Source organism: Streptacidiphilus pinicola (assembly GCF_003258295.1).
GTDB classification, from domain to species: domain Bacteria; phylum Actinomycetota; class Actinomycetes; order Streptomycetales; family Streptomycetaceae; genus Streptacidiphilus; species Streptacidiphilus pinicola.
Map to the genome: position 1 here is coordinate 1 of NZ_QKYN01000204.1, position 10,553 is coordinate 10,553.

At 71.2% G+C, this 10,553-nt stretch carries 14 protein-coding genes; 9 read left to right on the forward strand and 5 right to left on the reverse strand.

The genetic code is table 11. The features are described 5' to 3' along the window. The coding region (locus tag DN069_RS36735) for an amidohydrolase family protein (RefSeq protein WP_133260165.1) at positions 1-420 on the forward strand (420 nt) is incomplete at its 5' end. 15 nt (positions 421-435) lie between these two features. Here DN069_RS36735 and DN069_RS36740 read toward each other — a convergent pair. Next, complete coding sequence (locus DN069_RS36740) at positions 436-1,605, reverse strand: metallophosphoesterase (protein ID WP_243640276.1); 1,170 nt, start codon at positions 1,603-1,605, stop codon at positions 436-438. Positions 1,606-1,940: 335 nt separating this feature from the next. Between DN069_RS36740 and DN069_RS36745 the strand changes: the two genes are divergently transcribed. Next, positions 1,941-2,411, forward strand: a complete 471-nt coding sequence (locus tag DN069_RS36745) for an SRPBCC family protein (protein WP_111507605.1) — start codon at positions 1,941-1,943, stop codon at positions 2,409-2,411. 9 nt (positions 2,412-2,420) lie between these two features. Here the strand turns inward: DN069_RS36745 and DN069_RS36750 are convergent, their stop codons facing one another. Beyond that, positions 2,421-4,109, reverse strand: a complete 1,689-nt coding sequence (locus DN069_RS36750; protein WP_133260166.1) for a ribosomal protein L7/L12 — start codon at positions 4,107-4,109, stop codon at positions 2,421-2,423. 190 nt (positions 4,110-4,299) lie between these two features. Here DN069_RS36750 and DN069_RS36755 point away from each other — a divergent pair, with 190 nt between their 5' ends. After that, entirely contained in the window at positions 4,300-4,569 is a 270-nt protein-coding gene (locus DN069_RS36755) for a PIN domain-containing protein (protein ID WP_207892397.1), read from the forward strand. A gap of 78 nt (positions 4,570-4,647) precedes the next feature. Here the strand turns inward: DN069_RS36755 and DN069_RS36760 are convergent, their stop codons facing one another. Next, a complete protein-coding gene (locus DN069_RS36760; protein WP_111507596.1) occupies positions 4,648-5,298 on the reverse strand; it encodes a TetR/AcrR family transcriptional regulator in 651 nt (216 codons plus the stop codon). Positions 5,299-5,407: 109 nt separating this feature from the next. Between DN069_RS36760 and DN069_RS36765 the strand changes: the two genes are divergently transcribed. Further along, on the forward strand, positions 5,408-6,076 hold the full coding sequence (locus DN069_RS36765; protein WP_111507597.1) for a hypothetical protein: 669 nt from the start codon (positions 5,408-5,410) through the stop codon (positions 6,074-6,076). A gap of 9 nt (positions 6,077-6,085) precedes the next feature. Here the strand turns inward: DN069_RS36765 and DN069_RS36770 are convergent, their stop codons facing one another. Beyond that, positions 6,086-6,253: a Txe/YoeB family addiction module toxin gene (locus tag DN069_RS36770; RefSeq protein ID WP_111507598.1), complete on the reverse strand. Its 168-nt coding sequence runs from the start codon at positions 6,251-6,253 to the stop codon at positions 6,086-6,088. A 99-nt stretch (positions 6,254-6,352) separates the two neighbouring features. After that, complete coding sequence (locus DN069_RS36775) at positions 6,353-7,261, reverse strand: serine/threonine-protein kinase (RefSeq protein WP_111507599.1); 909 nt, start codon at positions 7,259-7,261, stop codon at positions 6,353-6,355. A 67-nt stretch (positions 7,262-7,328) separates the two neighbouring features. On the opposite strand from DN069_RS36775, the gene DN069_RS36780 reads away from it, so the two are divergent. From DN069_RS36780 to DN069_RS36800, 5 genes are all read left to right on the forward strand, one after another. After that, a complete protein-coding gene (locus DN069_RS36780; RefSeq protein ID WP_243640278.1) occupies positions 7,329-7,874 on the forward strand; it encodes an RNA polymerase sigma factor in 546 nt (181 codons plus the stop codon). 8 nt (positions 7,875-7,882) lie between these two features. After that, entirely contained in the window at positions 7,883-8,620 is a 738-nt protein-coding gene (locus DN069_RS36785; protein ID WP_111507601.1) for a hypothetical protein, read from the forward strand. 94 nt (positions 8,621-8,714) lie between these two features. Then, positions 8,715-9,422 (forward strand): hypothetical protein, encoded by a 708-nt coding sequence (locus DN069_RS36790; RefSeq protein WP_111507602.1) that lies wholly within the window; start codon positions 8,715-8,717, stop codon positions 9,420-9,422. Between the two features lie 332 nt (positions 9,423-9,754). Continuing rightward, on the forward strand, positions 9,755-10,039 hold the full coding sequence (locus tag DN069_RS36795) for a hypothetical protein (RefSeq protein WP_111507603.1): 285 nt from the start codon (positions 9,755-9,757) through the stop codon (positions 10,037-10,039). Beyond that, entirely contained in the window at positions 10,021-10,434 is a 414-nt protein-coding gene (locus DN069_RS36800; RefSeq protein WP_111507604.1) for a PIN domain-containing protein, read from the forward strand. Before DN069_RS36795 ends, DN069_RS36800 begins: the two co-directional genes overlap by 19 nt. Positions 10,435-10,553: the final 119 nt, after the last annotated feature.

Sequence of the window (10,553 nt, forward strand, 5' to 3'; positions counted from 1 at the left end):
CTCGCCGAGGCCGGCGTGCCCGTCGTGATCCACTGCGGCTCCGGCCCCGCCCCGGGCAAGCACACCGGCCCCGAACCGATCTCCCGGCTGCTCACCCGGCACCCCGAACTGCGCCTGATCGTCGCCCACATGGGCATGCCCGAGTACGAGGACTTCCTCGACCTCGCGGAACGTCACCCCCGGCTGCGCCTCGACACGACGATGGCCTTCACCGACTTCACCGAGTCCTTCATGCCCTTCCCCCAGGACGCCCTCCCCCGCCTCTCCGCCCTCGCCGACCGCATCCTCCTCGGCTCGGACTTCCCCAACCTCCCCTACCGCTACCTCCACCAGCTCCACGCCCTGGAACGCCTCGACCTGGGCACCCCCTGGCTCCGCGCCGTCTGCCACGACAACGCATCCCGCCTCTTCTCCCTCTGAGGGCAGTGCCGGCGTCTAGGGCTGGGCCGCGGGGCCTGCGCCCGAGCGGAGGGTGAGGAGGGTGATCTCGCTCGGGGCGAAGACGCGGAAGGGCGGGCCCCAGAAGCCGGTGCCGCGGCTGGTGTAGAGCTGGGTGCGCTCGCCGTGGCGGCTGAGGCCCTGGACGACCGGCTGGTCGATGCGGACGAGGAAGTTGAACGGCCAGATCTGGCCACCGTGGGTGTGGCCGGAGATCTGCAGGTCGATGCCGGCCGCGGCCGCCTGGGGGACGTACTTGGGCTGGTGGGCGACGAGGAGGACCGGCAGGTCCGGGTCCGTTCCCGCGAGGGCGCCGGTCAGGTTGGCGCGATGTCCGTCCAGTCCGGAGGACTCCGCGGTGACGTCGTCCACGCCCGCGAGGACGAGCGCGTCGCCGCCGCGCTCCACCACGACGTGGCGGTTGTGCAGCGGCTCCCAGCCCAGCTCCGCCATACGGTCCAGCCAGCCCTGGGCCTCGCTGCCGTACTCGTGGTTGCCCGTGACGTAGACCTTGGCCAGCCGCGACCGGACGGTCCCCAGCGGCGCGGACTGCTCCCGCCGCTGCACCGGCGTCCCGTCGGCGATGTCGCCGGCGTGGACCACGACGTCCGCGTCGAGCGCGTTGACCGCCTCGGTGACCCGCGCCGACCAGGCGGCGCGGTCGATCGGCCCGTAGTGGGTGTCGGCCAGCACCACGACCCGGGTCCCGTCCAGGCCCCCGCCGAGCCGCGGGACGTGGACGTCCAGCCGCCGCACGCGCGGCACGCGCATGGCCTCGTAGTGCCCCCAGGCCAGCAAGCCGACCGAGACCGCCGCGACCGCGACCGCCACGATCCTGGCCCGGTCGACGCCGCCGGCTTCGCCCCCGCCGCCCACGCCGAACCCGATCAGCACGAGCCGCGCGAGGCCGCCCAGCACCGACCAGGTGAACAGCACCCAGATCACCCCGAGCGTGGTGTCCGCGACCCGCGCGGCCCGGTCCGCACGACGCTTCCCGTGGCCCGCGAACATCAGGAACGGGAAGGAGACCAGCGAGGCGGCGAAAACGACCGTGCCCGCCAGGACGACCGGCAACGGCCAGTCCACGCCGGAGGCGAACAGCGTCCACCACGGCGGGACGAAGAGCAGGAGCAGGATGCCGAGCACCACGCTCAACCGCCGCACCATGGACCGCCGAGGCCTCCCGCTCCCTCCCTCGGCTGCCGCTCCTGCCCCAGGCTCAGGACGGGTGGCCGTCGCGACGGTCTCCCGCGTGCCGTGGTCCGAGCGGAGCTCGGATTCCAACTCCGACTCCATGGATTCGCTCCCTGTCACTGCGCCGCCCCTCACGTCCGCGGACCACCCTGCCCCCATCATCCGCCAGCCGGCATCGTGGCGGAGCAGAGCCCCCGCCGGGGCGTACCGCGGACAGCCTGGCGGCCACGACGGGATGATGCGATCATCCACGGATCGCTCCCGGTCCGAGTCGACGGCCGGACCCGGATCCGACAGGGGTGTTGGACGTGCCGAGCACCGAACTGACCCGCAGCTACGAGATCCTGGCGGCCCCCGCCGCCGTACTCGCGCACCTGGCGGAGCCGGAGAGCTACATCGGACTCTCCCCGCTCCTCGTGGACGTCCGGGACATCCGGCGCGAGGACGGCGTCACGCACTACGTGGCCGTCGAGCGCTTCCGCTTCCTTGGACTGATCCAGCACGACAACGTCATCCGGGTCAGCCTCCGCACCGAGAACGCTCAGCTCCCGGACGCGGCCGCGGTCAGCGGCGAGGTGATCAGCCCCGGCGGCGTCCGCATGGACTACCGCTTCGCCATCACCTCCCACGGCGACGCCGGCTCCCTCGTCGTCGACACCCTCCGCCTGCACACCCCGCTCGGCCTCCTCCGCTACGCCGCCAGCCAGGCCGGCTCCGTCCAGGCCAATCGAGGTCGCGTCCTGGCCCAGCGCCTGAACGGCGAAGACGTCGAAAGCTGAGCCGGACTCTCAGCCGAAGGGGTCGGGCGTGGGGTTGTTGACGGTCGCTTGCAGGTGAACCGTGCTGGTGAGGGTGATCGAGGGGTAGATGGTGCAGCTCGCGGTCACCACCGCGTCCGGGGCGGCGACGGGGATGGGCGTGGTGCACTGGCCCGCGGCCGCGCCGCCGTCGTTGGAGAGGTTGAACGTGACGGACGCCCCGCCCGTCTGGCGGCCCGCGTTGGTGAACGTGCCGGACACCGGGCATCCGCTGTCCTTGCTGCACTGACCGGCGAACTGGGTTCCCGAGTCGTTGAAGTGCGCGGAGTGGCAGTAGTCGAGAAGCGTGTCGCACCGGGCGCTGGGCGAGGGGGTGGGGCTGCCGCTGTCGGTGATCGTGTGCCACACGTTGGGCAGCCAATGGTGGGTTCCGCCGTACCAGAGGAGGAGGACGAGGAGGCCGATGAGGGTGAACCAGAAGCCACTGGTGTCGCCGCTGTTCGTCGCGGGTTTGGCCGACTTGTCGGGTTCGGCCGCCGGTGCCGCGACAGGAGTCGGCCGGTTCGCCGCCTTCGGACCGGACTTCTTCACCGCGGTCACGGACGTTCGGCGCGGTCCGTGCTTCTTCAGAGCCACCGTCGCGCCGGCTTCCACCAGCGCGGCCTTGGCCTCGGCGGCCCGCTTCCGGTCGACCTTCGTCAACACCGTCCGGGGTGCGCCGTCGACAAGGTGCTTGGCCACCTTCAGACCGTCGCCGGTGAGTTCACTGACGGCCTTGATGACCTGGATCTTCCGATCGCCGGCCTCCTTGAGGACGACGTCATAGGCGGACTCCTCCTCCGTGACCCCCTCGGACGGCGTCGGGCTCGCCTTTTGCTTCCCGGGGACGGTCACGGTGGCGGCGCCGGCCGTCGCCATGATGAACGCCTCGGCCACCGTTGGGCGGCCGCCGGGCTCCTTGCTCAGGAGCGCCGTGATCAGCGGCGCCAGGTGGCCGGCCTTGGTCGGCGGCGGGGGCTCGTGGAAGGCGACGGCGCGCAGCGTCCCGGTGAGGGTGTCGCGCTGGAACGGGGAGACCCCCTCGGTGGCCTCGTAGAGCGTGGCACCCAGGGAGAACAGGTCGCTCCCCTCGTCGCCCTGCTGCCCGTCGGCGCGCTCGGGGGCGATGTACGCCATCGAGCCGATGATGCCGCCATCCTGGGTGATCTTGGTGTCGGCGTCGTTGACCGCGATACCGAAGTCGGTGAGCAGCACACCCCCCTCGTCGGCGAGCATGATGTTCGCGGGTTTCACGTCGCGGTGGATGATCCCCGCACCGTGCGCCGCGCCCAACGCCCCGAGGATCGCGACGGCGACCCGCTGCGCCTCGTCGACCGACAGCGCCCCCTCCTTCAACCGCGTCTCCAGCGAGGTGCCCTTCACCAACCGCATCACGGTCCAGGGGACCGCGTCCTCGACGACGACGTCGAAGACGGCGACGATGTTGGGATGGTCGCGCAGCCGGGCGCCGTGCCGCGCCTCGCGCCGTGCACGGACCAGGAGTTCACTCCACAGGTCGTCGGGGATCCCCGCCGGGCGGAGCACCTCCTTGACCGCGACGTCGACGCCCAACTGCTGGTCGTGGGCTCTCCAGACGCGTCCCATCCCGCCGGCTCCCAGGAAGTCGACCAGCCGATAGCGTCCGGCGATCACCCGCATCGGGGTCGTTTCCGCGTCCAACGAGGGCCCTTGCTTTCTTCCGACGGAGTCTTCGAACGGAAGGCGACCGCAACGGTCGCCGCCCGGATCCGAGCATCGCCGGGCAGAGCGGCCGTCCGACAGGTCAGAGCACCGGCCATCCGTGGCCGGTCGTCACGGCGGGCTCCCTGCCTCGCGATTCCTGGAGAGCTTCCCGGGGAAGGGCGTGGCCATGACCAACGACCCCGTGGAGATGATGGCGAGGGCGCAACGCCTGGCCGACGTGGAGGCGGAGTTCGCGGCCATTCCCTTCGACAGGGAAGCCGCCCGCCGATTCGGAACGCTGATCACCCTCACCGTCAAGGCGAACCGCAACCCTCGTCCCCGTCGCATCGACCTGATGATCGCCGCCACCGCGGCCGCCCAGGGTCTCCCGCTCTTCACGCGCGACGCGGACGACTTCAAGGGACCGGAACGGGGCGTGGAGATCGTTGCGGTGTGATCTCCCTGCGCCCCGTGACGGGTGACGCGGCGGCGCCTCCGAACATTCGAACGTCGTTTGAAACGATCTCGATGCGAGTCACCGGTCGGCGAGGCGGGGCGACCAGGAGAGCGCCGCGAAGCCGGCGTAGAGCAGGCGGAGGCTCCGCGCGAACTTCTCGTCCTGGCTGATACGGGGGATCAAGTCGCCCATGACCAGCGGGAATCGCTCGCAGAGTTCGGCGTACTGCTCGGCGGTGACGGGCGGCGGGGAGGACGGCTGGTTCTGCTCCTGGAGGACGAAGCCGGTGACGTGGCTGAGCAGGGCGTCGGCGGCGATGCCGCAGTGCTCGGCGGGTACCCCGGCGTCCAGGAGGGTGCGCAACAGGCGCTCCATGAGGGCGAGGGCGCCGGTACTGAGCCTGCCGGGGCTCTCGGCGAGGAGTTGGGCGCCGCCGGGGTGCTGCTTGATGCTCAGCCGGAGGGCGGTGGCCTGCGCCTCGATACGGTCCGGCCAGGTCGCGGTGGGCGGGAGGGCGGCGAGGGTTTCGGTGCCGGCGTCGTAGGCCTGGCGGCAGACCCGGTCGGCCATCAGGGCGAGCAACTCGTCCTTACCGCGCACGTGGTAGTAGAGGCTGCCGGCGTGGGCGCCGAGGCGGTCGGCGACCTGACGCATGGACAGGTTCTGGTAGCCGACCTCGGCGAAGACGGTCATGCCCGCGTCGACGATGCGCTCCTTGGTGAGCTTCATGGGCCCACCGTACCTCGTTTTCCAACACTGTTCGAAAACTGTGCTAGCTTGGCCTCGTCAGATTTTTGAACGGCGTTGGAAAATGCCGGAGCCTGGGGGAGGCAGAACCATGGGGGCGATTCTCTTCAACGTGACCACGGCCGCACTGATGGTCATGATGGTCAACTGCGGGCTCGGCGTCGTCGGTCGCGACACCCTGCGCTCGCGACCGCTCCCGTGGGCGGCGATCGCCCTGACCACCGTCGCCGTCGGCGGCGTGCTGCTCCAACTGGTGTGGTCCGGCGCCATGAACGCGCTGGACGCGGACCCGGCCAGGTCCGGCTGGTGGCGCGAGTTCACCTCGGTGTTCATGCAGAACGGCGGCCTCTTCGGCGACCTGTGGAACCTCCTCACCCTCGCCGCCGTCGCCGCGCTCGCCCAGTGGTACTGGGGTGGCCCGCTGACCCTCGCCTTCTTCCTCGCCGGCGTCGTACTGCCCGGCCGGATCGACACCCTGCTCGGCCTCGGCGACGGCCCCAGCACCGACCCCCGCAACTTCGCCGGCAGCTCCGGCGCCACCTACTTCCTCGGCGCCACCCTCGCCCTCGCCTTCCTCACCCGCACCCGTCTCCCCAAGGAGCTCACCCTGGCGGCCGGCGTCCCGGCGCTCGGCCTGGTGATGTGGCTCGCCCAGGACAACGGCCACGGGCTGGTCGCCGTCTACGGCTTCGCCCTCGGAGCAGCGACGTGGACGGTCCGCCGCCGGCTGATCCGCCCGGCAGCCGGGCGGATCGCCTGACCTGCGGCACTACGCCCCGGCGAGTTCGTGACGCAGGGGTTCGGGTTTGCCGATGCCCTCGTGGCCGTTGCGACGAATGTCGTCGATCAACTGGTTGATGCGCTTGAGCAGGCGGCGGTCGTTCGCCTGCCAGTACAGGTAGTCGCTCCAGCCGCCGTCGGTGACCTGGATCCCCATGCGGACTGCTCAGGGGCGTCCCCGGGGTCGATCAGTTCGCGGCTCTGGGTGCGGCCTTCCCGGCAGTCCCGAAGGGACCCATCAGCCTGGCGGCCGTTCTCAGCGCTGCAGCCAGGTCAGCACCATGGTCGCCAGAAAGACCAGGGCCGCCGCGGAGCTGACCGCGAGCCGGCTCGGCCCCGGCCGCCGGGACCGCGTCCCCGCCCCGGCCCCCGGGCTGAGCAGCGCGTCCGCGAAGGCCCGGGCGGTGGGCGGGCGCTGCTCCGGGTCCACCGCCATCGCCGCGCCGAGCAGTTCCGCGACGCCGTCCGGCAGCACCGGTCCGCCGGGAGGCAGCGAAGGCGCGGGCGCCGGCACGCCGCCGGTGACCCAGGTGGTGCGCCCGCCGGAACCGAAGGGCTTCTGCCCGGTCAGCAGCTCGAAGGTCAGCACGCCCAGGGCGTAGACGTCCGCACGGCCGTCGAACCCTCCTGTCTGGAAGGCCTGTTCGGGCGCCATGTAGGCGGGGGTGCCCGTGGTGACGGTCAGCCCCGACGCGTCGGCCAGCTGCTTCGCGCTGCCGAGATCCGCCACCAGCACGCCCGCGGGCGTCTGCTCGGCGTCGAGCAGCAGGTTCGACGGCTTGACGTCCCGGTGGACGACACCCGCACTGTGCAGCACCTGCACCGCGTACCCGGCCTCGGCGGCCAGCCGCAGCGCCTCCTCGGGCGGGCACTGCCCGATCCGCTCGGCCAGCGTGCCGCCGCGGACATAGTCCATCACGAAGTAGGGCCGGTCCTCGTGGACCCCGACGTCGTGCACCCGCACCACCCGGGGGCTGGAGATCCGGCGCAGCAGCCGCGCCTCCGCCAGGAACCGCTCCCTGACGTCGGCGTTCGACGCCCAGTTGTCGGCCAGCACTTTGACCGCGACATCCGTGTCCAGCTCGGGGTCGTACGCCCGCCATACGGTCGCGAAGGACCCGGCTCCCAGCCGGTCCACCAGGAGGTAACGGCCCAGCTTCTGCATGTGGCAGCATTCTGCCGGAGTCGCGGGGGACGCGGAACTCCCGAACGGACGGGAACGGGGTCGACAGGTGCTCGACGAGAGCGAGCTGACGCAGCTGGTGGCAGCCGCCCAGGCAGGTGACCGGGCGTCACTGGAACACCTGCTGACCAAGCTGCGGCCGTTGGTCATGCGGCGCTGCGCCAAGTTCCTGCCCCATCACGCCGACGCGGAGGAGGCGGCCCAGGACGCGCTGCTGTCCGTCAGCAGGCACCTGCACGAGTACGGCGGGCGCGGCTCGTTCCTCGGTTGGGTCACGGTGATCGCGTCCAACGCCGCCAGGTCCACCTACCGTTCGATGCGCCGCCGTGCGGAGGACAGCCACGCGGTCCTGCCCGAGGACGTGGACCCCCGGACGACCAGCGTCATCGCGGGCACCCGGATCGACCTGATGGAAGCGCTGACCGCGCTCGAGCGGCAGCATCCGGCGCTGGCGGAGTCCTTCGTGCTGCGCGATCTCGGCGACCTGACCTACCTCCAGATCGCCGAGACCCTCGACACTCCGCTGGGCACCGTCAAGGACCGTATCCACCAGGCTCGCCGGTTCATGCGCGACCGCCTCACCGACAGCGCCTGAAGGCCGGGGTGCGAGCTCGGGCCGTCGTCGCCGTCCTGGTCGCAGCCGCCGTGCTCGGCGTACTGACCGGCCGCTTCGTCCTGCCCGCTCCGTCTCCCGCCCCCACGGCACCGACGGCCCCGACAGCGGCTCCCAGCCGCAGCGTCACCGGGTCGAAGCCCGCCACCGGGCCGGTGACGGAGCGGAACCTGTTGGCGGCGACGGCCTTCGCGGGTGTCGGCGTCACCGGCCACCTCTACGTGCGGGACCGGTTCGGCGACGGCGTCTACGCCAACGCGGCCTGTGCCGGGGAGAAGACCCTCGGTCAGACCCTGGGCGGACCGGGTGCGCACTTCCGCGGCCTGATGACGTCCCCGGCTGCCTCGGCCGACGACACCACCGTGGCCGTCGGCCACTCCGCGCAGGTCGCCCGGGAGGTCGCCGCCGACGCCGGGACTCCGGCGCTGGCCCAGAACTTCGCCGAACGCCTGGTGCTGGAGGAGGTGCCCTGCCAGGACGAGCCGCCCGGCCACTGGGTCTACGGACCGACGCACACCCTCGATCTCACGCCGGACGTCAGCGCGAGCTGGATGGGCATCTACCAGGGGGATCTGAACACCACCGGCACCGCGCCGGCCGGCCGGGAGCCGTGCGGCGGCATCTCCTTCCTGCGCAGCGGCTCGCACTACGCGATCCTGGAGGTCGACGCCTGCCTGGGTACGGAGGCGATGACGGCGCTGGTCCGCACCGCCGTGTCACAGCTCTGAAACAGCGGCCTGCCGGTCCAACTTCGCCCTCCGGGCCGACATCTCCACGGTTGTACGAGGGCGCAGAGCGCGTCCCGATCACCAGGGGGATGAGATGTCCGAAAACCAGACGACCCGCCAGAAGTTCTCCCGTCGTGGCCGTGTCACGGCAGCGGTGTCCTGCGTCGCCGCCGCTCTGGTCGCGCTGGGCGTCTCCGTCCAGCCGGCGACCGCCGACGGGGGTGCGCACGCCGCGCACCACTCGGCCGCCTCGGCGGCGGCCCCGGCTGCGGCGCTCGCCGCACCCGGCCTCGGCTCGCAGAACCTGATCCAGAGCGGCGACTTCTTCCAGCAAGGCCTGGCCCCGGTCGCCGCGACGTTCGGCCTGGCGGGGAGGCAGGCCCTCTCGGCATGCTCAGGCGAGGAGACCATGCGGGTGCTGACCAAGGGCAGGGCGGCCGGCTACGCCGACGTCCGCTGGACCTTCGACACCCGCGGCAGCCTGCTGAACGAGTCCGCCGCGGACGGCTCCACCGTCGCCTCGGCGACCTCGTCCGAGAAGCAGCTCAACGCGCTGGTGAGCAGCTGCCGGAACGAGCCGACCGGCCACTGGCACTACGGCGCCCCGCAGGCGCTCACCGTCACCGGCGGCGAGGGCCGCTGGTACCCGGCCTACACCGGCGACGGCGTGCTGTCCGGCGGCGTCGCGGTCATCCGCAGCGGCCACCGCGTCGCCATCGTCGAACTGGCCGGAGCGCCCAGCGGCGACCCACGCTCCCTCAAGGGCCTCACCGCCGCCGCCATCCACCGGCTGGCCGGCTGACCCGTCACCATCTGGGGCTCCTCAGAGACACCCGCTGTGGACAAAGACCGGGGGCAACGAGGGTTGAGAACGCGACGAAGGCCCCGACCGCAGAACGGTCGGGGCCTTCGTCTGCCCAGTTGGGCGGGTGCGGAGGATACGAGATTCGAACTCGTCAACCCAAACTGCAACCCTCCCAGGTTCGTACGCGACGCGTGAACGCGCACGAACCCCTTGGGGACGTCGAAACGCGCGGCGTCCGGTCGAGGACCTCGAGCCGGCGTCACAGCCATCGGGCGTCCGCTGTGAGATTCACACGGACACAATTCCTACTTCTTTGATAATCTAGGGCCATGAGTGAGTCGCCCTACAGCATCGGCGAGGGGCCAGCCATAAGGGTCAGCCTGTCCCTGCCGGAAGGCACGGCGGAGGCGATCCGCCAGCGGGTTGGCAAGCGCGAGTTCTCAGCCTTCATCACCACAGCCGTAGAGCGCGAACTGCGCGGGCAGATCCTCGACGAGTACCTCGCCGACTACGAGCGCCGCAAGGGACCGATCTCCACGGACGAGCAGGACCGGGCGCGGAGGGTGTTCGACGAGGTCTTCGCCGAGGCGGGCGGATGGCCCGCCGCAAGCTGAGCCACGAGGGCACGTTGGTCCTCGACTCCGAAGGCCTCTCGAAGCTGCTCGACGATCACGAGGCTGCCGTCGCACTGGTCGCCGAGGCGCGACGACGCGGCATGGACGTGGCGATCAGTGCCCTGACCATCATCGAAGCGATCCATGCCCGGACGGACCGGGCACGACTCAAATGGCTCCTCTCCGGGCTCCGAATCGTGCCCATCAACGACGAGGACGCCAAGGCCGCCTCGGACATGCTGATCGGCGCAGGGCTGCACGGCCACAAGTACGCCATCGACGCCGTAGTGGCGGAGATGGCGCTGCGCCAGCAACGCCCCGTCGTCATGCTGACATCCGACATCGACGACATGGTCAAGCTCTGTGGCGATCGCGTGCGGCTCGTCGGCATGTAAGCAGACAGGACCCGAAGAGCCGCAGGGCGCATGAGACCGCAGATGAGACAACGAACGCAGAAGGCCCGCACCGGTTTCCCGGCGCGGGCCTTCTAGCTGCGGAGGATACGAGATTCGAA